General features: G+C 66.8%; 24 protein-coding genes. 7 read left to right on the top strand and 17 right to left on the bottom strand.

Translation table 11 applies throughout. The features are described from left to right. Positions 1-130 precede the first annotated feature (130 nt). Together C3B61_RS06835 and glgB are read left to right on the top strand one after the other, a co-directional pair. Positions 131-2161 carry a maltotransferase domain-containing protein gene (locus C3B61_RS06835; protein ID WP_165791133.1) on the top strand — a complete coding sequence of 677 codons (2031 nt, stop codon included), beginning with the start codon at positions 131-133 and terminating at the stop codon, positions 2159-2161. Then, positions 2158-4374 (top strand): 1,4-alpha-glucan branching protein GlgB, encoded by a 2217-nt coding sequence (glgB, locus tag C3B61_RS06840; protein WP_103459958.1) that lies wholly within the window; start codon positions 2158-2160, stop codon positions 4372-4374. The genes C3B61_RS06835 and glgB overlap by 4 nt, the downstream gene beginning before the upstream one ends. Positions 4375-4457: 83 nt before the next feature. Here the strand turns inward: glgB and C3B61_RS06845 are convergent, their stop codons facing one another. Further along, positions 4458-5423 carry a tetratricopeptide repeat protein gene (locus C3B61_RS06845; protein ID WP_103459959.1) on the bottom strand — a complete coding sequence of 322 codons (966 nt, stop codon included), beginning with the start codon at positions 5421-5423 and terminating at the stop codon, positions 4458-4460. Beyond that, a complete protein-coding gene (locus C3B61_RS06850; protein WP_103459960.1) occupies positions 5420-7228 on the bottom strand; it encodes a DUF8094 domain-containing protein in 1809 nt (602 codons plus the stop codon). The genes C3B61_RS06845 and C3B61_RS06850 overlap by 4 nt, the downstream gene beginning before the upstream one ends. Before the next feature lie 269 nt (positions 7229-7497). Between C3B61_RS06850 and C3B61_RS06855 the strand changes: the two genes are divergently transcribed. Continuing rightward, a complete protein-coding gene (locus C3B61_RS06855; RefSeq protein ID WP_103459961.1) occupies positions 7498-9111 on the top strand; it encodes a coiled-coil domain-containing protein in 1614 nt (537 codons plus the stop codon). Between the two features lie 28 nt (positions 9112-9139). Then, complete coding sequence (locus C3B61_RS06860) at positions 9140-10189, top strand: AI-2E family transporter (protein ID WP_088456452.1); 1050 nt, start codon at positions 9140-9142, stop codon at positions 10187-10189. Between the two features lie 89 nt (positions 10190-10278). Here C3B61_RS06860 and C3B61_RS06865 read toward each other — a convergent pair whose 3' ends face one another. The 9 genes from C3B61_RS06865 to rpsB form a co-directional block, all read right to left on the bottom strand. Beyond that, the gene (locus C3B61_RS06865; RefSeq protein ID WP_103459962.1) at positions 10279-11007 is read right to left on the bottom strand and encodes an alpha/beta hydrolase; all 729 of its coding nucleotides are present in this window, start codon (positions 11005-11007) and stop codon (positions 10279-10281) included. An 82-nt stretch (positions 11008-11089) separates the two neighbouring features. Then, positions 11090-11389: a hypothetical protein gene (locus C3B61_RS06870; RefSeq protein WP_088456454.1), complete on the bottom strand. Its 300-nt coding sequence runs from the start codon at positions 11387-11389 to the stop codon at positions 11090-11092. Positions 11390-11444: 55 nt separating this feature from the next. Beyond that, positions 11445-12203 (bottom strand): aggregation-promoting factor C-terminal-like domain-containing protein, encoded by a 759-nt coding sequence (locus C3B61_RS06875; RefSeq protein WP_244285857.1) that lies wholly within the window; start codon positions 12201-12203, stop codon positions 11445-11447. A 57-nt stretch (positions 12204-12260) separates the two neighbouring features. Continuing rightward, positions 12261-12809, bottom strand: coding sequence for a DivIVA domain-containing protein (locus C3B61_RS06880; protein ID WP_174776329.1), 549 nt, complete (start codon positions 12807-12809; stop codon positions 12261-12263). Positions 12810-12855: 46 nt separating this feature from the next. After that, entirely contained in the window at positions 12856-13836 is a 981-nt protein-coding gene (locus C3B61_RS06885) for a phosphatidate cytidylyltransferase (protein WP_103459964.1), read from the bottom strand. A 14-nt stretch (positions 13837-13850) separates the two neighbouring features. Next, entirely contained in the window at positions 13851-14405 is a 555-nt protein-coding gene (gene frr / locus C3B61_RS06890) for a ribosome recycling factor (RefSeq protein WP_088456457.1), read from the bottom strand. 31 nt (positions 14406-14436) lie between these two features. Then, positions 14437-15153 (bottom strand): UMP kinase, encoded by a 717-nt coding sequence (gene pyrH / locus C3B61_RS06895; RefSeq protein ID WP_088456458.1) that lies wholly within the window; start codon positions 15151-15153, stop codon positions 14437-14439. 191 nt (positions 15154-15344) lie between these two features. Beyond that, positions 15345-16172: a translation elongation factor Ts gene (gene tsf, locus C3B61_RS06900; RefSeq protein ID WP_103432043.1), complete on the bottom strand. Its 828-nt coding sequence runs from the start codon at positions 16170-16172 to the stop codon at positions 15345-15347. Positions 16173-16183: 11 nt separating this feature from the next. Then, positions 16184-17110, bottom strand: coding sequence for a 30S ribosomal protein S2 (gene rpsB, locus C3B61_RS06905; protein ID WP_103459965.1), 927 nt, complete (start codon positions 17108-17110; stop codon positions 16184-16186). A 324-nt stretch (positions 17111-17434) separates the two neighbouring features. Between rpsB and C3B61_RS06910 the strand changes: the two genes are divergently transcribed. Beyond that, complete coding sequence (locus C3B61_RS06910) at positions 17435-18160, top strand: M23 family metallopeptidase (protein WP_244285858.1); 726 nt, start codon at positions 17435-17437, stop codon at positions 18158-18160. 23 nt (positions 18161-18183) lie between these two features. On the opposite strand, the gene C3B61_RS06915 is transcribed toward C3B61_RS06910, so the two are convergent. Together C3B61_RS06915 and C3B61_RS06920 are read right to left on the bottom strand one after the other, a co-directional pair. After that, the gene (locus C3B61_RS06915) at positions 18184-19155 is read right to left on the bottom strand and encodes a tyrosine recombinase XerC (protein ID WP_103460045.1); all 972 of its coding nucleotides are present in this window, start codon (positions 19153-19155) and stop codon (positions 18184-18186) included. A 112-nt stretch (positions 19156-19267) separates the two neighbouring features. Further along, complete coding sequence (locus C3B61_RS06920; RefSeq protein WP_103459967.1) at positions 19268-20206, bottom strand: phosphodiesterase; 939 nt, start codon at positions 20204-20206, stop codon at positions 19268-19270. A gap of 278 nt (positions 20207-20484) precedes the next feature. On the opposite strand from C3B61_RS06920, the gene C3B61_RS06925 reads away from it, so the two are divergent. Then, on the top strand, positions 20485-21138 hold the full coding sequence (locus C3B61_RS06925; RefSeq protein WP_103459968.1) for a hypothetical protein: 654 nt from the start codon (positions 20485-20487) through the stop codon (positions 21136-21138). A gap of 103 nt (positions 21139-21241) precedes the next feature. On the opposite strand, the gene dprA is transcribed toward C3B61_RS06925, so the two are convergent. Together dprA and C3B61_RS19635 are read right to left on the bottom strand one after the other, a co-directional pair. Further along, the gene (gene dprA, locus C3B61_RS06930; protein ID WP_103459969.1) at positions 21242-22567 is read right to left on the bottom strand and encodes a DNA-processing protein DprA; all 1326 of its coding nucleotides are present in this window, start codon (positions 22565-22567) and stop codon (positions 21242-21244) included. After that, positions 22564-22659, bottom strand: coding sequence for a hypothetical protein (locus C3B61_RS19635; protein WP_244285859.1), 96 nt, complete (start codon positions 22657-22659; stop codon positions 22564-22566). The genes dprA and C3B61_RS19635 overlap by 4 nt, the downstream gene beginning before the upstream one ends. A 29-nt stretch (positions 22660-22688) precedes the next feature. On the opposite strand from C3B61_RS19635, the gene C3B61_RS06935 reads away from it, so the two are divergent. Further along, positions 22689-24068 (top strand): recombinase family protein, encoded by a 1380-nt coding sequence (locus C3B61_RS06935; RefSeq protein ID WP_165791126.1) that lies wholly within the window; start codon positions 22689-22691, stop codon positions 24066-24068. A gap of 174 nt (positions 24069-24242) precedes the next feature. Here the strand turns inward: C3B61_RS06935 and C3B61_RS06940 are convergent, their stop codons facing one another. Further along, a complete protein-coding gene (locus tag C3B61_RS06940; RefSeq protein WP_103459971.1) occupies positions 24243-24848 on the bottom strand; it encodes a hypothetical protein in 606 nt (201 codons plus the stop codon). A gap of 30 nt (positions 24849-24878) precedes the next feature. Next, positions 24879-25973 (bottom strand): hypothetical protein, encoded by a 1095-nt coding sequence (locus tag C3B61_RS06945; RefSeq protein WP_133160244.1) that lies wholly within the window; start codon positions 25971-25973, stop codon positions 24879-24881. Positions 25974-25988: the final 15 nt, after the last annotated feature.

Raw genomic sequence — 25988 nt, forward strand, 5'->3', positions numbered from 1 at the left:
AGGGGCGCAACGTGCCCACCGGGTAACAGGTGTGCGCGCGTGTGACCACCGATTCGGCCCCCGTTCGCGCTACGGTCGTCTTGTGGCTAAGACACCAAAACGAACCGGTACCGCCCTCTCAACTCCGAGCATCGCGGATGTTCCGACCAAAGTCGGTCGAATCCCCGTCCTCGACCTGTCCCCGCAGCTGAACGACAATCTCTGGCCGGCGAAGGCTTTCGCCGGCGAGGTCGTGCCGTTCGGTGCGACCGCCTTCAGGGAGGGGCACGACGCCATCGGCGTGATGCTGTATCTCACGGCGCCGGACGGCACCCAGACCCAGCATCCGATGCGCCCCGGCGCCCCGGGCACCGACAGGTACGAGACCCAGGTGCGCCTGGACCTGCAGGGCTCGTACACCTACAGGGTGCGTGCCTACGCGGATGACTTCACCACTTGGGTGCACAACGCCGCGATCAAGATCCCCGCCGGCATCGACGTCGAGCTGATGTTCCTGATCGGTTCGACACTGCTGGCCTCCGCCGGCAAGGACCTCAAGCGTCCCACCGTGGAACGCCGGCTGTTCGCGGCCGCCGCCAAGACCCTGGCCAATACCAGACTTCCCCTCGCGGTCCGGCTGGCCGTCGTCACCGATCCGGCCCTGGCCGCGGCTGCAGTCGTGCGCCCCCTCGCCAGTCTCGACTCGTTCTCCGCCGAGCGCACCGTGCGGGTCGAACGCACCCGCGCCGGCGTCGGCTCCTGGTACGAGTTCTTCCCCCGCTCGGAGGGCGCCGTGCGGCGAGAAGACGGCAGCTGGCAGAGCGGAACCTTCCGCACCGCGGCGGCCCGCCTGCCCGGCGTCGCCGCGATGGGCTTCGACGTGTTGTACCTGCCGCCGATCCACCCGATCGGCCGGTCCTTCCGCAAGGGCCCGAACAACACCCTCGACGCCGGCGAGAACGACCCGGGTTCGCCGTGGGCGATCGGCTCAGCGGCCGGCGGCCACGACGCCATCCACCCGGAGCTCGGCACCATCGACGACTTCAGCTTCTTCCTCGACGCCGCCCGCACGGAGGGCATCGAGGTCGCCATCGACCTGGCCCTGCAGGCCTCGCCGGATCACCCCTGGGTCACCGAGCACCCGGAGTGGTTCACCACGCTGCCGGACGGCACCATCGCCTACGCCGAGAACCCGCCGAAGAAGTACCAGGACATCTACCCGATCAACTTCGACAACGATCCCGCCGGCATCCGTGCCGAGGTGCTGCGCTTGGTGCGCTACTGGATCGGCGTGGGCGTGAACATCTTCAGGGTCGACAATCCGCACACCAAGCCGTTGGACTTCTGGGAGTGGCTGATCGGCACCATCAACCGGGAATCGCCCGACGTGGTGTTCCTGGCCGAGGCATTCACCCGTCCTGCGCTGCTGCAGGGCCTGGCCAAGGTCGGCTTCCAGCAGTCGTACACCTACTTCACCTGGCGCAACACCAAGGAAGAGCTCGAGGAATTCTTCGACGGCCTGGCCCACGACACCGCGGACTTCCTGCGCCCGAACCTGTTCGTGAACACTCCCGACATCCTCTCCGAATACCTTCAGTTCGGCGGACCGGCAGCGTTCAAGATCCGTGCGGCCCTGGCCGCAACGGCGGCGCCCACCTGGGGCCTGTACGCGGGATTCGAGCTGTACGAGAGCGTCGCCCGTCCCGGCGCCGAAGAGAACATCGACAACGAGAAGTACGAGCTGCGGCCCCGCGACTTCGCGAAGGCCGAGGCACTCGGCAGGTCACTGGCGCCGTTCCTGGCCCAGCTGGGCCGCATCCGTGCCGCACACCCGGCCCTGCGACAGCTGCGCAACCTTGACATCCACTCCAGCGACGACGACTCGATCCTCGTCTACAGCAAGTACCTGTCCGGTGAATTCACCGACGACGGTCGCACCGACGCGCTCATCATCGTCGCCAACGTCGACCCGCATTCGGTGCGTGAGACCGTGGTGCACCTGGATGTGACCAGGTTCGGTCTCCCCCTCGGCTCCCACTTCGAGGTCGAGGACCTCATTACCGGCGCCGTGTGGACCTGGTCCGCGGACAACTTCGTGCGCCTGGACGCCTTCACCGAACCCGTGCACATCCTGCACGTGCGGATCCCACAGGTACCGAACCAGAACGGACTGGCCGAATGAAACACGCCACCGGCCGACCCGCCGACGAACTGCCCACCTTCTCCGCGCACATCCTTGAGACGGTCTCGGTCGGCTCGTACTACAACCCGCACGAGGTGCTCGGCCAGCACCTGCTGGACCTGCCGAACATCACCGACCCGATCACGGTCATCCGGGTCCTGCGTCCCCTGGCCATCGAGGTCGTCGCGGTGCTGTCCACCGGCGCCCGCGTCGAACTGTCCCATCTGGGCTACGGCATCTGGCAGGGTGTCAGCACCATCGGCCCGCAGGACTACGAGATCGAAGCGCACTACGAGAATGGTCCGGCCTGGATCAGCGACGATCCCTACCGTTACCGGCCCACGCTCGGCGAGCTCGACCTGCACCTGATCGGCGAGGGCCGGCACGAACGTCTCTGGGACGTACTCGGCGCCCACGTGCGCACCTTCACCGGCGTGACCAAGCCCGTCAGCGGCACCTCGTTCTCGGTCTGGGCGCCACACGCCCGCGCCGTGCGCGTGATCGGTGACTTCAACAGCTGGTACGGCGTGCTGCACTCGATGCGCAACATGGGCAGCACCGGCGTCTGGGAACTCTTCGTGCCCGGCCTGGCCGCTGGCTCCAACTACAAATTCGAAATCCTCACCCAGGCCGGCGAGTGGGTGCAGAAGGCCGACCCGATGGCCCGTTACACCGAGGTGCCCCCGCTGACCGCGTCGGTGGTCGGTGAGACCGCCTACACCTGGCAGGATGCCGCCTGGCTGGCCGAACGCAGCGCCACCGACCCGCACAACCGGGCCATGAGCGTGTACGAGATGCACGTGGGCTCCTGGCGGCCCGGGCTGGGCTACCGGGCCCTGGCCGACGAGTTGATCGGCTACCTCGAGGAACTCGCCTATACGCACGTGGAGTTCATGCCGCTGTCCGAGCACCCGTTCGGGGGCTCCTGGGGCTACCAGGTCACCGGCTACTACGCTCCGACGAGCCGGTTCGGCCACCCCGACGACCTGCGCTACCTGATCGACCGGCTGCACCAGGCCGGCATCGGCGTGATCATGGACTGGGTGCCGGGACACTTCCCCAAGGATGAGTTCGCCCTGGCCCGCTTCGACGGGCAGGCCCTGTACGAGCACCCCGACCCGCGCCGCGGTGAGCAGATGGACTGGGGCACCTACGTCTTCGACTTCGGTCAGATGCAGGTGCGCAACTTCCTCGTCGCCAATGCGCTGTACTGGCTCGAGGAGTTCCACATCGACGCCCTCCGGGTGGACGCTGTCGCCTCGATGCTGTACCTGGACTACTCGCGCAAGGACGGCGAGTGGGAACCCAACAAGTTCGGCGGCCGGGAAAACCTCGAGGCGATCAGCCTGCTGCAGGAGATCACCGCGACGGCATACAAGCGCAACCCCGGCACCATCATGATCGCCGAGGAATCCACCAACTGGCCCGGTGTCACCGCGGCCACCTCCGGCGGCGGCCTGGGCTTCGGGCTGAAGTGGAACATGGGCTGGATGCACGACTCGCTCGAGTACATGAGCGAAGACCCGATGCACCGCGCGTACCACCACAACGAGATCACCTTCTCGTTCGTCTATGCGTTCAGCGAGAACTTCCTGCTGCCGATCAGCCACGACGAGGTTGTGCACGGCAAGGGCTCCCTGATCGGCAAGATGCCCGGAGATCCGTGGCAGCAGCTCGCCAACGTGCGGGTCTACCTCGCATTCATGTGGGCGCACCCGGGCAAGCAGCTCCTGTTCATGGGGCAGGAGTTCGGCCAGCGGTCCGAGTGGAGTGAAGAGCGCGGACTGGACTGGTGGATGCTCGACCAGCCCGGTCACCGTGGCCTGTTCAACCTCGTCGGCCAGCTCAACCGGGTGTACCGGGACACGCCCAGCCTCTGGGAGCGTGACAACGAACCCGGCGGGTTCGAGCTGCTCGACGGCGGCGCCGCTGCGGAGAACGTGGTCAGCTTCGTGCGCTGGGACCACGACGGCACGCCGGTGGTCTGCCTGTACAACTTCTCCGGAGCCCCGCACACCGGCTACAGGGTGGGGCTGCCCCTGCCCGGCGCCTGGGAGGAGATCCTCAACACCGATGCCGAGAACTTCGGCGGCTCCGGGGTCGGCAACCTCGGTGAGGTGACAGCGTTCGCCGAGCCGTGGGCCGGCCGGCCGGCATCCGCCACCCTCACCCTGCCGCCGCTTGGCGCCCTCTGGCTGCGCCTGCGCCCTTGACATCGCTCAGGCCACGCGAAAGCGCCCGCATGGTCGCCTCAGTCGCCTGAGGCAGCCACACGGGCGCTTTCGCGTTCCCGCGGTTAGTAGAGCAGCGCGGTGAGGCGTTTGCGGGCCGGCGGCACGCGCGGGTCGTCGGTGCCGACGACCTCGAACAGCTCGAGCATGCGCTGCCGGATGACGTTCTTGCCCGCCGCATCCTGGCCGGGGAACAGGCCCAGCAGCCTGTCGAAGGCGTCCTCGATGTGTCCGCCCGACAGGTCCAGGTCGGCCACGAGGAGTTGAGCGTCCAGGTTCGCCGGGTCGTCAGCGGCAGCCGAACGCACCTCGGCGATGGTCTTGCCCTGCAGCCGGGCGAGCAGGCTGACCTGGGCGAGACCGGCGGCGGCCATGGTGTCGCGGGGGTCGCGGGCCAGGGCGAGCTTGTAGATGTCGATGGCGGCGGCGTAGTCGCCGCGTTCGATGGCCTCGTAGGCCTCACGGTGATGCGGTGGCAGTTCGGGTTCGACGGGCTCGGCCGGCGGGCCGGCGGGCGTCTCGGCGGCCTCGGCCACCCCGGTCACACCGTGCTGAGCGGCCAGCTCCAGCACCCGCTCGAAAACCTCGCGGATCTGCACCACGGGGAGTACCCCGTCGAAAAGCTGCACCGGCTGACCGTTGATCACCGCGGCGAGGGTCGGCACCGACGTGGCCTGGAACGCTTGGGCGAGCTGCGGGTTCGTGTCGATGTCGACGGTGGCCAGCACGAAGCGGCCGTTGTACTCCCTGATCAGGTTCTCGATCACCGGGGTGAGCTGGGTGGCCGGCTCGCTCCAGGTGGCCCACAGGTCCACAATCACCGGCACGATCTTCGACAGTTCCAGCAGCTCCGCGAAGTTGGTGTCGGTACCCTCGAGCACCAGATTCGGTACCGGAACGACACCGGCGACGGCGCCATCCGGCGCGGTCCCGGTGCTCACGCCGGCCGCGGCCGCCGGTGGGCGGTTCACGAGCGAGGACAGGTCGACGGCGCCGCGCAGGTTGGCGCCGGCTGGGGGGACAACGGTCATGGAAGCTCCACGGAATTGATCAGTCCCTGACTAAAGCCAAGGAGAACGATTTTGTCGGTTGAATTGGCGGCAGGCACGTGGAACAGGAGCTGCTCGCTATAGGTGCTCTGGATGCCCTTGGTGGTCTCCTCGATACCGGAGAGCGCCTTGCTCGGGCCTTCTTTCGGGGTGATGGTCGCCTTGCCCGCGACGGGAGTCACCGTGGTGATCTCGTTCACACTCACGGCCACGATACTGCCGGAGTCATTCGTGGCAAGGGCAATGATCTCGCCACTCCCAACGGCATTGGTGAACTCCATCGTGCCGGTGTCCTCAAGCTCCAGCAGCTGCTTCTCCTTGTACTCCAAGCCCAGCTGGGTGCGGGCGGTGTCGCCCTTGGCTTCGAAGAGCGGGAACGACGGGCTCGCCTCGCCTTTCAGCAGGATGTCGGCGTAGGCCGGGCCGACGGCGTTGGGCGCCATCGACATGAACTTGTTGTCGGGGGCGATCAGCGGTGCTCCGATGGTGGCCGGGGCCACACTCGGAACCTTGGCGGATGCCTCGAGCTGGACGGCGTACTCGACCAGGTAGTTCTCCCGCGGAGATTCCTGCTTGAGAATAAGCGCCATGGTGGGCACCGAGGCCTCATCAGCCGACTGCAGCACCGTCATGACCACGCGCGGCCAGGCATCGGTCTGTTGGGGAAGCGTCAGCGTCAGCGGGGAGTCCGGCAGCGCCACGGTCGCCGCGTACGACGCATCGGCGGCGCGGACCTTGTAGTTGGCCAGACGCTGCTCCAGCGCGGGGCCGGTGAACCGGGTGGCCAGGCTGTCGGCATCCAGGTTCGCGTCGGCCTCCGCCGTGAGCGCGACAATGTCGCCAACGATGCGCTCGAGTTGCGGCACCGTCACAGCGGGCTCCGGAGCCTCGTCGGCCACGGGAGCCTCGGTGTCCTCGGCGCTGGGCGAGGGCGTCGCCGTTGCGGTCGCGGCGGCCTCTGGAGCGGCGGTCGGCCAGAACTCCGGCGAACATCCGCTGAGCACCAGGCCGGAGACCAGCACGAGGGGAACGGCGATCATGGACCGGCCGATCGACCGGCGTGGACCGGTGATCTCGCTCGCCTTGATGGTCTTGGGGCGCGGCACCCGGGGCAGCCTGGGCATGCGCGGCCCGCGCGGCACGTTGCGCCGCGGACGGCGGGACCGGCGGAAGTGCAACAGGCCCAGCAGGTAGATCACGAAGCCGAGCAGACCGATGAGAGCTCCCCCGACGATCAGCGGACCGGCCCACGGTGTCGCGTTGTCCGTCGGCCAGGCCACGGTGATATCCGTCGGCGCCGGGGCGGTCCCGTCGGAGGCGACAAGCACCGAGATCCCTTCCGGCGCACTGATCGTGGTGGTCAGCGACCGGTCACCGGTGTACTCCTCCAACCACAGGTCGGAGCCGGCAGGGTCGGTGGCCAGCGGGGCCGCTTCCGTTTCCGCCGCCGGCGTGACGGCGGTTCCCGTCGCCGGGGTGACAGTCAATTTTCCGGTATCGGCATCGAGGCCCACCGCCGCGTACTCGTCAGCGCCGATCCAGGCCTGGATGTCCGCGGTACGCGCGTAGGCGACGAAGACGCTGTCGGAGCCGGAAACCGTGATGGTCTGGCTGCCCGGGAACGCGCCCAGGGCCGCGCCGTCGATCACCGCGTACGGTGCACCGTCGTCGACCGTCGCGCTCAGGCTCGTGGAAGCAGGTTCGAGAAAGACTGTCCGCTGCGCGATGCCGAATGCGATCATCAGCGCGGCGAGGACGAATGCCAAAATGGCAAAGACGAAACGCACGTAAAACCCTCCTGTGTTGCCTGCCGATGGCTGCGAATCACAACGCCTGCCACCGCTTGTCGGGGCCGGGAAGCAACAGACACGGACGTCTTACGATAGTGGACGCTCCTGAGAGGTGCCTAATAGCGGCTTTTCGCGTGATTCCCCTCACTCCACGGCCTCCTTTCCCCCGAAGGCGGGATGGGGAGCAGAGTGTCCGGGCACTAAAATTGCACGGTCTGCTCCGTCCGTATCTGACTCGGGGTCAGGCCCATTTATGAGGAGACAACGTGGCGACCGACGAGGCTGACTTCACCCAGGTATTCCGGGGGTACGACAAGGACGAGGTCGACAAGGCCATCCAGGGACTTCGGCGCGACCTGATCCAGGCCAACGCCCAGAGCACCGAGTCGGCCAAGGAAGTCAAACGGCTGGGGGCCAGAATCGACGACCTCAATGCCGAGATCGAAGAGGTCGGCAGTCCCACCTTCTCCGGGCTGGGCACCAAGCTCGAGAACACCCTGCGCGTCGCCGAGGAGCAGTCAACCCGGGTCATCGCCCAGGCCGATATCGACGCCGAGAAGCTGCGCGCCTCCGCATCCGCCGAGATCGACGCGCTGAAGCGCCAAGCCTCCGAACACGCCGAACGAACGGTGTCCGACGCCACCGTCAAGGCTCACCGACTGCTCACCGATGCCCAGGTCGAGGCAGACGATCTGCTCACCCGCGCTGGGCAGACCCAGGAACAGCTCACCCAGGATGCCCTCCAGGAGGCCGCGGCGATCCGCGGCGCCGTCGCCACCGAAGCGGCGGAGCTCCGGGCCACGGTCAAGCGTGAGGTCGCCGCCATTCGCTCCGAGGCCGAACGGGAGGCCGCTGAGGTGCGGGTCGTCGCTCAGCGCGAGGCCACCGAAGCGAGGGAAATCGCCGCTGGTCTCACTCGGGAAACCGAATTGACGCGCGCGGAAGTGGCCCATGAACTGGACCAGCAGCGTGCCGACCTCGCCCGCGAGACCGAACAAGCCCGCATCGACCTCGCCACCGAGACCGAACAGGACCGCATCGACCTGGCCCGGGAGACCGAACAGGCCCGCATCGATCTGGCCCACGAGACCGAACAAGCCCGCTCAGACCTGTCCGTGGAGATCGAGCAGGGTCGCACCGACCTCGCCCGGGAGATCGAACAGGCTCGCGCGGATCTCACCATCGAGGGTGAGCAGGCGCACACCGACCTCGACCGGGAGCTGGACCGAGATCGGGCGGCAGTGAACCGCGACCTCGACAAGGCGCACGCCGACCTTGCCGCCGAGATCGAGCAGGCCAGGGCCGACCTCGCCCGGGAACTCGAGCAGACCAAGGCGGACTTCGACGCCGACAGCGAGCAGGCCAGAATCGATCTGGACAACCATCTCACCGCCACCCGCAAGCGCGGCGAGCACGAGGCGGCCAAGCTGCGACGCGAAATCGACCAGATCCGAGCCGACCTCGAGGTGGAGCTCAAGGCGCGCAGGGACGAAGCCGAGCAGGACCACCTGGCCCGTCACCAGGCGGCCGTCGCTCAGACGCAGCGTTACCTGGACGACTCCTCGGCTCAGCTCGCCGTCACCAACGCCCGCACCGTGGAACTGCGCACTCTCAACGAACAACTGGATGCCGGTGCCCGCGCCGACGCGAAGACGGCGAAGGCGAAGGCCGACGATGAGGCCGAACGCATCGTGCGGAATGCCGAGGATCGCGCGGCGGCCCTCGTCGCCGATGCGGAGACACGCACGCGTGAACTCGTCAACGACGCTGAAGACCGTCTGGCGCAGATTAGGATTGAGCGCGAGTCGGTCGCCGGCTACTTCGAAAGCCTGCGCAGCGTCCTGACCCAGGCGGAGAAAGTGAACGCTGACCAGGACTAGTCACAACGCCGAGCAAGTGGAGACAACAGTGAAGATCCAAAACGCCTTCCGGCTCGGCCTGGTAGGAACCCTGGGTGTCGGCCTCGGGGTGCTGATCTTGAGCTCGATCGTCTCGCTGTCCACGATCATCACCTACATCGGGGCGGCCCTGTTCCTGGCCCTGGGACTCGACCCGGCGGTCTCGTGGCTCGAGAAGAAGAAGTTCCCGCGGTGGGCCGCCATCCTCACGGTGCTCGTGGCCGTGCTGGGCGCGCTGACCGGGGTGATCTTCGCCATCGTCCCGATCATCGCCGACCAGATCTCCAACCTGTCTGAACGCATTCCGGCCCTGGTTAAGTCGGTGAATTCAGCGACTTTCCTCGTCGACCTGCAGAAGCAGTTCCCGGCCCTTGATGTGCAGGAGATCGTCGAGGCGGTCACGAAATACCTCGGCGGCAACCTCACGGAGATCACGTCCACCATCGTCCAATCCGGTTTCGCCATCGTCAGCGGCTTGTTCGGCGGCCTGATCATCCTGATCCTGACCCTGTACTTCACGGCGTCACTGAACACCATGAAGCGAGCCACCTACCAGCTGGTCCCCGCCTCCAAGCGGGAACGCTTCGCGGACCTGAGCGAGCAGATCACCACGGCCGTCGGCCGGTTCATCGTGGGACAGGGCGCCCTGGCCGCCTGCAACGGTGTTTTCAGCTTCATCTTCCTGTCGATCATCGGCGCCCCCTTCCCCGCCCTGCTGTCGGTGATCGCGTTCCTGTTCTCGCTCATCCCGCTGGTCGGCACCATCACCGGATCCGTCATCATCGTCGCCACCTGCGCGATTCCCGGTATCGGCAGCTCCTGGCTCACCGTGCTCGTCGCGGGCATCTACTACCTGGTCTACATGCAGCTCGAGGCCTACGTTCTCAGCCCGAACATCATGAACCGCGCCGTCGCCGTTCCCGGCGCCGTCGTGGTGGTGGCAGCCCTCGCCGGCGGGTCGCTGCTGGGCATCCTCGGCGCCCTGATCGCGATCCCGGTCGCGGCATCGGTCATCATGATCATCAAGCAGGTCGTGATCCCCCGCCAGAACGAGCTGTAGAGCCTCCGGAGCGCCCTATCAAGCGGCGCGGTGCTCCTGAGCGCCGGACGCCCGCCGGTCGCTTACGCGGCGGCTCAGAGCTCTGCGGCTCAGAGTTCGCCGGCCCAGGTCTCCGGCAGCGGGCCGGCTGCCGGGTTCACCGCGGCGACGATCTCGTTGAGCACCCGGCGGGTCTGGCTCTCACCCACCCAGAGATGCTTCGCGCCGTCCACATTGATCAGTCGGGCGTTCGGAACGCTCGCGAACCGGGTGCGGGCCTCCTCGGGCCGGAGGTAGTCGTCGTGTTCGGGCACCAGCACCACGAGCTCGCGCTCGTCGTCCGCCCAGGCCGCCAGTTCGGCATCCGTTGCCCGATGCAGCGGTGGCGACAGCAGGATCGCGCCGTGGATCGGGTGGTCGAGGCCGTACTTGATCGCCAGTTCCGTGCCGAACGACCAACCGACTAACCAGGGGTCAGGCAGGCCACGCTCCGTGACGAAGGCCATGGCCGCGGCCACATCGGCACGTTCGGCGTCGCCGTGTCCGAAGCTGCCCCCGCTGGTCCCCCGCGGTGAACTGGTGCCGCGGGTGTTGAAGCGCAGCACGGCGAGGTCGGCCAGCGCCGGCAGCCGTCCGGCGGCCTTCCGCAGGATGTGCGAGTCCATGAAGCCGCCGTGCGTGGGCAGCGGATGCAGGGTGACCAGGGTGGCGACGGCGGGCCGGTTCGCCGGCGTGGCCAGCTCGCCCACCAGGGTGAGGCCGTCGTCGGTGTGCAGCTCGATCTGCTCGCGGGTTGCGGGCAGGTCGATGCCGCCGCGGATCTCGACTGGTCCGGCCATGGTGGTGCTCCTCGTCGGGGGGGGGGGGGGGGGGGGGGGANNNGGGGGGGGGGGGGGTGAACGCCTGCGCGAAACGCTCGGGTTACTTGATCTTCCAGCAGTGCAGATGCCAGTGGCGCCGGGCGGCGAGGTCCGCCGCGTCGCCGGTTACACCGTCGCCGCGCCAGGTGACCATGTGGGCCACTCCGGGGTTGATGTCGAGCAGGCAACCGGGGCAGAGGTAGGTCTTCCCCGCCTGGGCGGCGCTGATCGGCTGCACGTGCCACACGCCGTCGCGCTTCACCTCGGTGCGGCGCCAGCCGGCGAGCATGCGCGAGAGATCATCGGTCTCGTCTTCGCCGGTGCCGGCTCTGCGGCCCTTGGGGCGGTTGCTGCGCGGCATGGTGCAAGTCTAACCCTGGCTCGACGGGCCCAGCTGGGCAGGTCGGGTCGGGTGACTAGTACCAGCCGACGTCGACGGAGTGGCCCCAGGCGCCGCAGGGGGTGCCGTAGCGGCCGCTGATGTAGCCCAGGCCCCATTCGATCTGGGTGCCGGCGTTGGTTTCCCAGTCGGAGCCGGCCGAGGCCATCTTCGAACCGGGCAGTGACTGCGGGATCCCATAAGCGCCGCTGCTGGAGTTCATCGCGTTGACGCGCCAGCCGGACTCCTTGTTCCACAGCGACACCAGGCAGCTGTACTGGTCTTCGCCCCAGCCGCGGGACGCGACGGCGCCGTAGGCGTATGCCTGGGCGGAGCCCGGGTCGGGGACGGCAGCCGGTGCGGCGCTGACGGGGCCCGGCGACGTCGCCGACGCGGCGGCCACGGGGGCCGGTGCGGGTTCCGGCTCGGGTTCGTTGATCGTGTAGCTGTCGATGACGACGGCGTTGGCCACGGTGCTGGCCACGAGCAGGGACTGAGCGGCCTCGCCCTTGTACCGGTCGGATGCGGCGCCGGGCACCTGGAAGTACGGTGACGCCGTCGCCCCGGAGTACGGGTCGACGACGGTGACGAGCACGAAGGCGGCAGCAGCGGTGAATGCGAACAGCGACAGCGCTACGTGGCTGCGTGAGCGCGGGCGGTGCATGCTCCGCGGGATCGGCCGGGCGGGCATCTGCACGGCCAGGTTCCCGAAGGGTGCACGAAGCGATTTGGTGCCCGGTGTGCTCACCGGCATCGCGCCCGAAACGGGCGCGGAAATGTTGAGATGTCTACCCACGATGATTCGACCCTAACCCACTTCACGGGTAACGGCCAGGTAACGACACGCAATGTGTCACCGAACGGCGAGCATCACGTCCACGACACTGTCGAGAACCAGGTCGACCTGGGCCTCCCTGTAGCCGGTCCGCTGCGGGCGGAAGACCGCCGTGCGCACATCGTCGACGGTGACCGGGTGGCCGTCCTGGAAGTAGGTGACGAGCTTCGCGGCGAGGCGGTCGACATCGGCTTTGTTGTAGCCGGTGCTGAAGATGCTGGTGCGGGAGAACCGGTGACCCGCCGGTCGGCCGAGGCGGTTGATGATCACCTGCGCGGTCTGACGGGCCTCGTCCAGCCAGGCCTGCGAGCCGGATTCGCCGGTGGCGCGTTCCCGCTCCCGCAGCGCGAAAGCGTCCTCGAGACGCTCCAGGGCCGCGTCGACGTGGCTGGGCGAATAGCCGCCCTTCTGCATGGCAAAGGCCGTGTGACGGATGTCGGCTGCGGTGAGCTGGTCCGTCCCAGCCGCATCGTCGTACGCGTGTCGAGTCGACTCGAGGAACTCCTCGACCTGCTTGAGGTTGTAGCCGAGCATCTTTTTGCTGGTTCGCGGAAACGTAGTGCTCACCGCCTCATTCTGCCCCACCGGACGCCGAGTGTCGAAAGCAGCCGGGTCAGGCGAAGATGAGGTAGAGCGCATAGGCCGCGGCAGCTGACGGCAGGATGGAGTCCAGACGGTCTAGGAAACCGCCGTGGCCCGGTAGCCAGGAGCTCATGTCCTTGATGCCGAGGTCCCGCTTGATCAGCGATTCCGCCAGGTCACCGAAAGTGGCTGTGATCAGGATCACTACGCCGAAGATCGGACCGAACCACCACGGCTCGCCGAGCATGAAGATGGCCAGCAGGATGCCGACGACCACACATACGATGGCCGCTCCGGCGAAGCCCTCCCAGGTCTTCTTGGGACTGATCGACGGCACCATCCGGTGTTTGCCGAAGGAGAGTCCTGCGGCGTACGCGGCGGTGTCAGCTGAGATCACCAGTAGCAGGAACGCGAGCGTCCACCACTGGCCGCCCTCCTGGGTGACCAGAAGCACCGCGAAACTGGCCAGGAATACGACGTAGACCTGGATCAGGAAGCCGCCGCCGATGTCGGCGAGCACCACGCTGCGGGGTGCGCGGTGCCTGGGGAAGGCGAGCATGGCCAGCCGCCACAAGGTGATCAGCAGGATGCCGCCCAGCGTGGCGAGCCACTGGCCGCCGGCACCCCAGTAGAACGCGGCGGGCACGACGGCCACCGCCGACGCCAGCACCGGGATCCGGGGCACCTTCCGGCCGCCCCGTCGCAGAGCCTCGGCCAGTTCGAAGGCCGTGAACCCCACGACCACGAAAGCCACGATCATGAACAGCTCTTTGATGAAGATCAGGCTCACGAGCATCGCGCCGCCCAGGACCAGCCCGATCAGGGTCGCCAGAATCAGGTTGCGCCCTGTGCGGGCCTCGATGCGTTCGTTCGTCGCATCCAGCTGCGCCTTGGTGGCCTGTACCTGGCGTTCGATGTCGGCCTTGGTGGACTGCACCTGTGCCCGAAACTCGGCGCGGCCGGTGCCGCGACCCCGCTGGGGTGGCTGGGCGGGCCCTGGCTGATCCGTCATTCGCTTAGCCTCCGCTAAATAGCGAGGAGTTCGGCTTCCTTGCGCTTGAGGGCGTCGTCGATCGCGTCGATGTGAGTCTTCGTGATCTGCTCGAGCTCCTTCTCTCCACGGGCCACGTCATCGTCACCGACCTCGCTCTTGAGCGCGTCGAGTTCGTCCTTGGCCTTGCGGCGCAGGTTGCGAACGGAGACCTTGGCATCCTCACCCTTGGTCTTGACGATCTTGACGTACTCCTTGCGGCGGTCGTTCGTCAGTTCGGGCAGCGAAGCCCGGATGACGATACCGTCGTTGCCGAGGTTGGCGCCGAGGTTCGGGGTGTCCCGAATGGCGTTTTCGATGTCGCGCAGGGCGCTCTTGTCGTACGGGGTGATCAGGAGCGTGCGAGCTTCCTGGTTCTGCAGCGAGGCAAGCTGCCCCAGGGGCGTCGGGGTGCCGTAGTAGTCGACCAGGATCTTCTGGAACATCTGCGGGTTTGCTCGCCCCGTACGCACGGTGGCGAAGTCTTCCTTCGCGGCCTCGACGGCCTTATCCATGCGCTGGGTGGTGTCGGTCAGGACATCCGTAATCACGGTGACTCCTTCTTCGGTGGCTTCAATAATCCTAGTTGGAGACGAGGGTTCCCAGTTCGGCGCCGAGAATGGCGGCCGTCACGTTGCCGTGCGGAGCCATCCCGAACACCCGCATGGGCATGCTGTTGTCCATGCACAGGCTGAACGCCGTCGAGTCGACGACCTTGAGGCCGCGCTGGAGCGCATCCTGGTAGGTGATGCTGTGGATCTTGTGTGCGTCGGGGTTGGTGCGCGGGTCGTCTGAGTAGACACCGTCGACGCCGTTCTTGGCGACCAGGACGACCTCGGCACCGATTTCAAGGGCGCGCTGCGCGGCCACGGTGTCGGTGGAGAAGTAGGGCAGTCCGGCGCCGGCGCCGAAGATGACGACGCGGCCCTTTTCAAGGTGACGCTCGGCGCGGCGCGGGATGTACGGCTCGGCGACCTGGGTCATGGCGATGGCGGACTGCACACGGGTCTCGGCGCCGGCCTGTTCCAGGAAGTCCTGCAGGGCGAGGGCGTTCATGACGGTGCCCAGCATGCCCATGTAGTCGGCGCGGCCGCGGTCCATGCCGCGCTGGGAGAGTTCGGCGCCGCGGAAGAAGTTGCCGCCGCCGACGACGATCGCGATCTCGACGCTCTTGGCGGCCTCGGCGATTTCCCGGGCCAGGCTGCTGATGACGTCGGGGTTGACGCCGAGGCTTCCGGCCCCGAAAGCTTCGCCCGACAGTTTGAGGAGGACTCTGCGCTTGGTACCTGTATCTGACATGCCCGTGAGCGTCCTTCCGTTGTGGATCGTGATTCTAAAACTACCGGTTGAGCACCGGTGGGCTGTACCCCTGCTGCGGCCCGCCTGGAGCCGGGCAGAGAAGAAGGAGACCGGATTGCCGAGGCGATCCGATCTCCTTCTGTCTCATGCTGCCTTACTGGTTACTGCTGTGCCGGTTGCGGCGGAGCTGGTTACGCGCCGACCTTGAACCGGGCGAAGCCGGTGACGGTCAGACCCGCGTCAGCGAGCACCTTCGCCACGGACAGCTTGTTGTCCTTGGCGTAGTCCTGCTCGAGAAGCGCGACCTGCTTGAAGTACGCGTTGACGCGGCCTTCAACGATCTTGGGCAGCGCGGCGGCCGGCTTGCCCTCGTTCTCGGAGATCTCGGTGACGATGCGACGCTCGGCCTCGACGGCTTCTGCGGGGACGTCTTCGCGAGCCAGGTATTCCGGGTTCGCGAACGAGATGTGCTGGGCAATGCTGCGAGCGGTCGCGGCGTCCTCACCCGTGTAGCCCAGGACAACGCCCACCTGCGGGGGCAGGTCCTTGCTGGTCTTGTGCAGGTAGATCTCGAAGTTGTCACCGGTGACGGCTGCGACGCGGCGAAGTTCGAACTTCTCACCGATGATCGCGGCTTCGCCGTTGATGAGGTCTCCGACGGTCTGGCCATCCGCCGGAGCGGCAAGCGCCTCGGCGACGTTGGTGGCGCCGGCAGCGGAAACCGCGTCCAGAACCTTCTCGGAAAGAGCGCCGAACTTCTCGCCCTTGGCGACGAAGTCGGTCTCGCAGGCGAGCTCGAGCAGGTAAGCGGTGTTTCCGATCACCTTGGCGGCCACGAGGCCCTCAGAGGTAGAACGGTCGGCGCGCTTTGCGTTGCCCTTTGCACCCTTGAGACGCAGGATCTCAACCGCGCGCTCGATGTCGCCATCGGCTTCGACGAGTGCGTTCTTGGTGTCGACCATGCCGGTGCCGAGGCGCTCGCGCAGGATCTTGACGGATTCGAGGTTGAAGTTTGCCATACCTGTTGTCCTTACTTGGTGTCGGCTACGGGAGCGTCGGCTGCAACCTCTTCGGTTGCGGCTTCGGCCGCTGCGGGCTCTGCTACTGCGGGTGCCTCTTCTGCAACCTGCTCGGTGGCGACGGTTTCGTCGGCGACCTTCTCGGTGTCAGCGGAGGACTGCTCGGGCGTGGTCTCGGCCGGAGCTGCGAGCAGCTCGGCTTCCCACGCGGCGAGGGGCTCAACTTCGGCGCCCTCTTCCGGCTTCTGGTGACGCTGGATGAGGCCCTCGGCCGCGGCGTCGGCGATGATGCGGGTGAGCAGGCCAACGGAGCGGATGGCGTCGTCGTTACCCGGGATCGGGTACTGAACGTCGTCGGGGTCGCAGTTGGTGTCGAGGATCGCGATGACGGGGATGCCGAGCTTGCGCGCCTCGTCGATGGCGAGGTGCTCCTTGTTGGTGTCAACAACCCAGAGCGCGGACGGCGTCTTGGTCAGGTTGCGGATTCCGCCGAGGCTCTTGTGCAGCTTGACGAGCTCGCGCTTCTTGATGAGCATTTCCTTCTTCGTGAAGCCGCTCTTGGCGGTGTCCTCGAAGTCGAGCTCTTCGAGCTCTTTCATGCGGGCCAGACGCTTGGAAACGGTCTGGAAGTTGGTGAGAAGGCCACCGAGCCAGCGCTGGTTGACGTAGGGCTGGCCGACTCGCGTCGCCTGCTCCGAAATGGATTCCTGCGCCTGCTTCTTGGTGCCGACGAAGAGGATGGTGCCGCCGTGGGCGACGGTCTCCTTGACGAAGTCATAGGCCTTGTCAACGAACCCGAGCGACTGCTGCAGGTCGATGATGTAGATGCCGGAACGCTCGGTGAAGATGAAGCGCTTCATCTTCGGGTTCCAACGGCGGGTCTGGTGCCCGAAGTGCACGCCGCTGTCGAGCAGCTGGCGAATGGTTACGACGGCCATGAGCCGTACTCCTTATCCGACGTTTCTGCACAGCAGAAAACGCCCATCGGTTTGTGTCGTGATCGGATGATCACTACTCCTGGTGCCCGGCGCACAACCGCCCGACTTCGTGAAAAGTCAGGACCGAGTGGATGTGTTGGCCGAATGGGCACGCGTAGTCAGCGCACAAAGCGCTGCTCAGAGAACTCTAGCACCCGGCCGACCCCGTCCGCGCACCAACGCGCACCCCCACAGCCACTCCTCCACAGCCAGTACTTTCACACGTTTGGCACAGCCGGGCCCGCGGCGCGCCTCCCGCCCTCGACGTCGTCCGATGGTGGAGCCATGACAGCGACAGGACGCCCCGACAAACGCCTCGCCTCCACCCGTTCTCCCCTGCACAGGTTCCGGCCTCGCCGACGCCCGGCGCCGGCTCGGTTCCGTTGCGCGGCGCTGCCGGCCTGTGCCGTCGCGGCCGCAATACTCACCGGCGCACCAATCATGTCCGGCTCGCCGGCACCGGCGCTGGCCTCTGCGCCGGTGTCTGTCGTTGCGGAGCACAGTGCCGCGGCATCAGTTGCGGTTCCCGTGTCGGCGGCGCCCGCTGCTGTCCTACCCGGGCAGGCGGCGCCGGCCGGATGGGCTTGGCCCGTCGGACCACCACGGGAGCTGGCGCGTCCCTTCGAGGCGCCGGCCAGCCGGTATGCGGCCGGGCACCGCGGCATCGACCTCGTGGCCGGTGAAGGCCACCCGGTTCGCTCCCCCGCCGACGGGGTGGTCACCTTCGTGGGCAGGGTCGTGGACCGGCCCGTTCTGTCCATCCAGCACGGTGAGGGCCTGGTGTCCAGCTTCGAGCCGGTCTCGGCCACGGTGAGCGAGGGCGATCGGGTGCTGGCCGGGCAGGTCGTGGGCGTCGTGGCGACGGGTTCGCACTGCACCGCGCGCTGTGTTCACTTCGGGGTGCGCCGGCACGGTCAAGACATTTCACCGATGCTCTTTCTCGGCGGGCTGGCGCGCGCGATACTGCTGCCCCTCCCGCCGACCGGCCCGGTACCGATCCCGGCCCGCTGACGCCCCTCTCTCACGGATTGGCGTCAGGCGCGGGGGTGCGCGAGCCGGTAGCTCTGCTGCAGTCTCTCCGCCGAGACGTGGGTGTAAATCTGGGTCGTGCCGAGGCTGGCATGGCCGAGCATCTCCTGCACCGCGCGCAGGTCGGCTCCACCGTCGAGTAGGTGGGTGGCCGCCGTATGGCGCAGGGCGTGCGGACCGGCCGGACCGGTGCCGGGCATCGACTCAAGCAGGGCCGCGACCAGGCGGTACACGGCGCGCACCCCGAGGCGCTGCCGGTGGCTGCCGAGAAACAGGGCGGCCGGGTCGGCCCCCGTGACCCGCCGAACGGCCATCGTGCCCCCCGTCGCCTCTGACCGCGTCGTCTCGGCCGGAACCGCGGCGGCCAGCACCGGACGTGCCGCCCGCAGGTACCGCACGATGGCGCTCTGCGCCGGCACGCCGAACGGCACAACGCGTTCCTTGTCGCCCTTGCCGGTGACGCGCACCGTCAGGCGGGACAGGTCGACGTCCCCCACATCGAGTCCGACGAGTTCGGAGACCCGCAGGCCGGACGCGTAGAGCAGTTCGATGATGGCCAGGTCACGCACGGCTCCCGGGTCGTCGGCGCCCGCGGCGGCCACGAGGCGGTCGAGCAGTTCCTGCATCTGGCTGCGATTGATCACCCGCGGCAGGGTGCGACCGGGTTTCGGCGAACGCAGCCGCACGGCGGGGTCGCTGGGCAGCACGCCGTCCCGGGTGAGCCAGGCGGTGAACCCGCGCGCTGAGGCGGAGCGCCGGGCGATGGTGGCCCGCGCCAGTCCGGCCTGCGTTCCCGTCCACAGCCAGTCGCGCAGGAGTTCCAGGGTCAGGCCGTCGACGGTGTCCACCGCCCGGTCTTCGGCGAAGGTGGCCAACCCGGCCAGGTCGGCGCAATATGCGCGCACCGTGTTCACGGAGAAACCGCGTTCGGTGGTGAGATAGCGGGCGAAGCCGTCGATCGCCGGGTCGAGATGCATGCCTCCAGCATCTCGCGCACCGGGCGGGATGCCGGCACCGACGCGGGAATCGCCGTCATTCGCCCGCTCTCCCGCGCGGCGCTCGCTCATGGTGATCCTCCCCCGGTCTCGGCTACCCGGCCGGCTGTGCGACGTGCCGGGAGAACGCCGCCAGCCGGTCTGTCGGGCTGAGCGCCTCCATCCGGTCGAGGTAGGCCGGATCGAAACGGGTGACCACGTCGAAGGCGCCCAGGGGAACGTTCGAGTGCACCACCTGGTCGGCATAGACGTGCACAAGATTGATCGACTGGCCGCCGCCGACCCCGGTGAGCTGGCGTGGCGGGGCTGCCGCGTCGATCGTGTAACAGGTGGCCGCGGCGACGGACACCGGGATCCCGGCGAACAGTCCCGTGGTGGCGTAGTGCAGGTGACCGCCGAGGATCGCGCGTACATCGCTGCCCCCGAGCACCTCGGCCAGCGCCGTCTGGTCGCGCAGTTCAAGGATGGTCATCAGCGGCAGGGCCGTGGGTACCGGTGGGTGGTGCAGGGCGAGCAGGGAACCGTGTTCGGCGGGTTCGCTGAGCACGTCGCGCAGCCAGGCGAGTTGGTCGGCGGTGACCTCGCCGTGGTGGTACCCGGGCACGCTGGTGTCCAGGGAGATCACTCTCAGTCCGTTGACGTCGACGACCCTGTCGACGGGCCCGTCGTGGGCCTCGACACGCAGGAGTTCGGTGCGGAACGCCGCCCGTTCATCGTGGTTGCCCATCACCCAGACCAGTGCGGCGCCCATCCGCTCTGCGGACGCCTCGACGATGTCGCGCACCCGGCGGTACGCATCCGCCTCGCCTCGGTCGGCGATGTCTCCGGTGAAGATGAGGGCGTCGATGGCCAGGCCGGAGGCTTCCAGCTGCGCCATCGCGCGATGCACCGTGCTGTCGGTGTCGACGGCGTCGTACAGCAACCGCCCGGATCCGTCCGCGCCCGTGCCGAGGAAGTGAGTGTCGCTGAGGTGCGCGATGAGGTGGGAGGCCGGCCGGTACTGGCCCATCTGTATAGTGTCTGTTCCGGTCATGAGCTACCCCTCGCTGATCCGACGGACTGAATCGACGCCCTCGGTGTGACGCGCCGTCAGGAACACCCTAGGGCGTAGCGCCGACAACGATTCCGAGGAGATCCCGCGTACTGCGACACCGGCTGTCACCTCGGATATCGGCGCGCCGACTCCCGACACCTGCGGGGCCGGCGCAGTACGGCACGGTTAGATGGTGCCATCTGTTCACGCTGTTCTTGGGGGTCCTGTTGGTTTCGAAACGCTATACCTGTGTTCTGGTTGCACTCACACTCTCTCTCGTGACGGGCTGTTCTCAGGCTGACGAAACCCTCGCGGTACCGGACACCAGTGAGGCGCCAGCCGCGGAGGCCGGCCCCGAGGCGGACGATCTCGCGGCCCTCGCCCTCACGGTCGCGGACCTGCCGTCCGGTGGCTGGAGCCTGGAGCCGTCCACCAGCACCGACTCGGAGGATGCGGAAGTCTCCACCGACAAGTCAACAGGGGACCTGTGTGCACTGGACTTCGCGAGTGCCTTGTCCGTTGACGAGGCCGACAACCTCAACGGACACACCTTCACGCGGGAGACACTCGATCAGACCCTGAGTACCGGGGTGTTCATTGTCGAAGACGGTGAACAGGTCATAGCGGACTTGAGCGCAGAGCTAGCCTCCTGCACCGAACCCCTGGCAACGACGGAAAACGGTCGAGACACGCTGATAGAGATCGACGACTTAGTAGGCGGCGAGGCCGCCATCGAGGGTGATTCCCTGGCCTGCCGCCAGATAAAAATGACCTTCGGGTATAACGCGTTCGCCGGCTCGATCTGTTTCGTCGCCGACGGTGACCTGGTCGTGTCGACGATGACCACCGGACCGTCCATGTCCCCCGTTCAGGCCGAAGAGTTCGCCCAGCTCACCAACGCCGCCACCCAGAAGGCCTTTGCAGCCCGGTAGTCCAGGCCCAGACCTGCGCGGAGCACAACTGTTGCCGCTCCGGACAAGTGCGCCCGGTGTGCCGGGAACATGTGTCCGGACGGGGAACAGTCAGGCCGGCGACTCAGGTGACCCTGACCCAGCCGGTCTCTCGTTCCCGCACCGAGCCCTCAAGGTCGAGGGTGCCCAGCGCCCCGAGCACCGCCACAGTCGACAGCCCGGAGCGCCGGGCGATGTCGGCAGCTACGCGAGGCGCCCGCACGCTGAGCGCATCGAACACCCGCACCTGATCGCTCGTGCGTTCCCGCGGCACGGTTCCCTCAGCATCCCGGCCGGCCGCCCCGGGCACGTCCAGCTCCAAATCCACGCCCAGGCCGATGAGCTCGGCCATCTCGGCGGCGCTGGTGACGCAGATGGCGTCGTAGTCCCGCAGTAAGCGGTGACAGCCGGCGGAGGTGGGCGAGGTGACCGGGCCGGGAACGGCACCGAGCGGGCGCCCGAGCGCTGCCGCGTGCCCAGCCGTATTGAGCGATCCGGAGCGCCAGCCCGCTTCGAGCACCACGGTGGCCGCACTCGAAGCGGCAATCAGCCGGTTGCGTTGCAGGAACCGCCATTTGGTGGGCGGCGCCCCACAGGGCAGCTCGGACAGCACCGCGCCGGCCTCGACGATGCGGGTGAGCAGGGCGTCGTGTCCGCTGGGGTAAAAGCGGTCAACTCCCCCGGCCAGAAATGCGACGGTCGTTCCGCTGCTGGCCAGCGCCGACCGATGTGCCATACCGTCGATCCCGTAGGCCGCCCCCGACACAATAGCGAGTCCCCGGTCGACCAATCCCGCCGCCGCCTCCATCGCCACGTGTTCGCCGTACCCTGTCGCAGCGCGAGCGCCGACCAAGGCGATGGAGTGGCGGAGCGCCGCCAGGGCATCCGGCTGACCTCGCCACCACAGGGCGAGCGGGGCGTGCCGGCCCAGGTCGTCGACAGCGCCGGGCCAGAGCGGGTCGCTGGGCAGGAGCAGTGCCGTTCCCGTGCGCCGGGCCTGCTGCAGCGACCGGATCACCTCGGTCGACGATAATCGTGGTCGCCACCGGGCGAGTGCCTGCTCCAGCTCCGGGCGGAGTCCGGCAGGGTCACCCGCCTCGTGCTCGTCAACGGAGTCCGTGAGCGTGCCGGCCAGTCGGTCCGGGGGCCACGCCTCCACCATCGAGCGAAGGGCCGCCGCCGCGCCGAGCAGGCCCACCACGGCGCCGGCGACCCCGTCCCCCGGTTCGGCGATCGTGGTCCAGGCCGCTCGGGCGAATACCTCCCCAGGGTCGGAGGGCCGCGCAGAAGTGAGCTCGGCATCGGCGGGCCGGGCATCCGCCGACTGCTCCTCACCGGGTGCTGCGGCGGCCGGGCGAACGCCGGCGGTGAGCGAGGTCACCACCGCCTCGTCGATTCCGAACAGTGTCATGACGCCATTCCCTTCCGCAGGTATAGGGCCTGCCCCACTTCGTCTGGCCCGGGTCTGGCGACTCCGGTCAAATCCGCGACAGACCACGCCACCCGCAGGACACGTAGATAGCATTAGTTATATGACCCGACGCGCCGCACTGTACTTCAGACAATCTCTCGATGTGCAGGAGGGTATTGACCGCCAGCGCACCCGCTGTAGGGCACTTGTCGCCGCACGCGGCTGGACGGTGGCCGGTGAGTACACCGATAACGACACATCCGCGACGAAGAAGAGAGGCGAGACCACGGCGTGGGCCACCATGTTGACCGATGCCAAAGCGGGAAATTTCGACATCGTCGTTGCAGTGGATCTTGATCGACTCGTGAGGACCGTGCGGGACCTAATTTCACTCACCGAGACCGGGGTGAAGGTTCTCACCGTAGATGGAGAAATCGACCTGACGACCGCCGACGGTGAGTTCCGGGCAACGATGCTTGCAGGGATCGCGAGCTTTGAGACGCGCCGAAAGGGAGAGCGCCAGAAACGTGCCAACGCCGCCCGAGCAAGTCTGGGCCTGCGTTCTGGCGGCCGACGCCCGTTCGGATTTGATCAGGACGGTGTCACTGTGCGCCCCATCGAGGCCGAAGCTATCCGCGACGGCTACAACTCCCTGATCGCCGGTGTGCCGCTCGGGGGTATCGCAAGAGATTGGAACGCGCGCGGCTTGGTATCAGGTCAGGCGCGCTCCAAGGCTGGCCATAAGGGCGAAGCCTCACCGTGGAGCCCCGGTTCGGTTCGGCTCGTCCTCCTCAACCCCCGAAATATGGGCAAGCGGGCGCATCTCGGCGAAATTGTCGCTGACGCCGTGTGGCCCGCGCTGGTAGATGAATCAACGTGGCTCGCGACCAGCGCCGTGTTGCGGGACCCTGCTCGGCGAAGCGGCAAGCCCAATGGACGGTACCTGCTCTCTGGGCTAGCCGTCTGCGGCATCTGCGGTGCCACCGCGCACGCAGGGGCGAACGCGAGGGCCGGGGTGCGCGGTTACCGGTGTTCCGGCTCGACGGGGCACTTCGCGCGCAAAGCCCAACCTGTCGAGGAGTTTGTCGGTGCCGCCATCGTTGCTCGGGCAAGCCTGCCTGAGGCAAACGAAATGCTGTTCGACACGGAACGGCCAGACATTGCCGACCTTAACAGCGAACTCAACATGGCCCGTGAGCGACTAGTTGCCATTGCGGTTGATTACGCCGACGGAGCCTTGACCGCCTCACAGCTGCGAGCAATTACCGCAAGACTGCGCGAACGAATTTCTGGCCTCGAATCCAAGTTGGCTGATGGTGCGCGGGTCGACATCCTCGGGCCGCTCATCTCTGCACCCAACGTTGGTGCAGCGTGGGAAGCCATGCCAGTCGCTCAGCAACGCACGATCATTGCCCTGCTTGCGCGCGTCACCCTGCACCCCCCAGGACGCGGCACCCGCACGTTCAGGCCCGAATCTGTCGGTATCGACTGGCTCCTATAGATTCCGCTACTGTGTCCGCCATGGAACCCGACGACCCGCTCGCGACACCGAACTGCCCGGCATGCCTAGTGCGCATGGCAGCGGTGACCGAGGGTCGCGCCGTAGTCTGGTCGTGCCCTGCGTGCGGGCTAACGCGGCTCTAGCCCGCGTTGGTTTGGAAGCGGTAGCCGACTACTACTGGTGACCTGTGCGCGTGGAAACGCGGCGTGCAGCTTCTTCCATCTCGATCGCGGTGCCGAGTCCCCCGGCCAGCTGCTGCACCTTCCAAAAGGGGGGAAATGTGTCGACGTACAGCACATGCAAGCGGCGAACTGCCAGGAGAAAATACGCAGCCACGAGAGCGCTCAGGCCCACTGTGATTGCAGTCGGCCAGACGCTGACCGGGGTGTCTGGCGCGTTGGCGGCTGACACAACCGTGACCCAAATTGCGTCGGCACCGGCGACAAGACCAGCAGTCAAAAGGGTAAGTGCGCTCTCGTCCATAAGCCGAGATGCTCGTTGCCTCAGGTTGCTTGTGGGCCGCGAAGCCAACGTGAGGCGCAGAGAGAAGACAAGCGCGAACGCCGAGATAAATACGCCAGCCAGGAGGCCTAGGGCAGCTGCCAGTTCGCTAACACTGTTGAGCTGCCACCCTAGCCAAACGGAAATTGCACCAGCAACGGGGCCGACGGCAACAAGGAAAATCCGAACGAAAACCGCCGCTTTTCCAGTTCCGACGTGTCGGAGGAACCGGAACTGGTCGATGATAAGTGCGAACACGTTAAGTCTTGACATGCCCATACCCCAATTCTAGGTTGCTACTGTCTACTGCTAACTGGGAACCCCGTCAAGCCAATCGGACCAGTCTGGCTCCATCTCCATGCCAGTGGAATAGAAGAGCCCCTGGGCGACGGCCGCGACTTCGCGGACAAACTTCTCGTTGTCTAGTTCGACGTCTCCGAGTTCATAGATGAACCCTTCAGTCTTGTCCAGAGGTTGGAGCCGACGGTCACTAATTTCGGACTTGACGTGCACTCTTGCGGTGTCGAAGGCCAACGATTCTGCGTCGTGCCACAAAATTGCTGCAAGGGCCGCGGCTTCTTCGGCCGCGTCTATTGGCTCTGTGACACCCTGTCCCGAGGAATCAGGAAGCCACCCGGTAACGCGGCTAAGAATACGCTTGGCCTCCGACGCTCCGACCGCGATGGGGAACGTTAGCTTGACTCTTCTGGTGGTTGGAGTGCCTGCATCTGACGTGACGATGGTCTTGATTAGTTCGACTTCTTTAACGCGACCTCGCCTCACGAGGTCTCTCACGGCCGCCGCGTCCGCCACGGGTCCTTGCACGCGGAGTTTCAGATTGTGACCGTGCGCGGCATTGTGAAGGCGGCGCGGAAGGTCACCTCCGGCATGCGATCGAGATATCACTTCCACCGCCAGGAAACCGACCGTGCCATCCTCTGGGGTGATAAGTAGCGCGCGATAGGGCCGGGTGGTGGCCAGCCCCGTTAGGTCTGCGTCTGCTCTCATGCCTTGGGGGTCGACGGCGCGGTTATGGTCGCCGACTATCCCATACTGAATTTGCATGAGGAGGCCGGACCGCAGTCTCCATGTTTCGTCCACCCGCACAACTGCGGGGGGCTTAGCAGCAATGTTTGCTGGCAGGGTCGCATCATCGGGACTTTCCACGACGTCATCTGAGGCGATGTATACGGTCTCCCCGGTTTCTTCGTCAACCGCATGAGCGGTGCCGGTGTCGGCTGCCCTGGCCGCTTCGTCTAGGACTCGGTTTCGCTTTTGCTCTGCAATGTCTTCGGCCACCCTGTCCAGGAAGTGAGGCTCCCCGGCCGGACCGAAGTTGACCGCGGTGTGCGTCCCTCCGCTGAAGGCCTGAACGCGCAACAATTTGAATCCATATTTCGCCATGGGTGCTCCCGTCTG

The sequence above is a fragment of the Cryobacterium zongtaii genome (assembly GCF_002909375.1).
GTDB lineage: Bacteria > Actinomycetota > Actinomycetes > Actinomycetales > Microbacteriaceae > Cryobacterium > Cryobacterium zongtaii.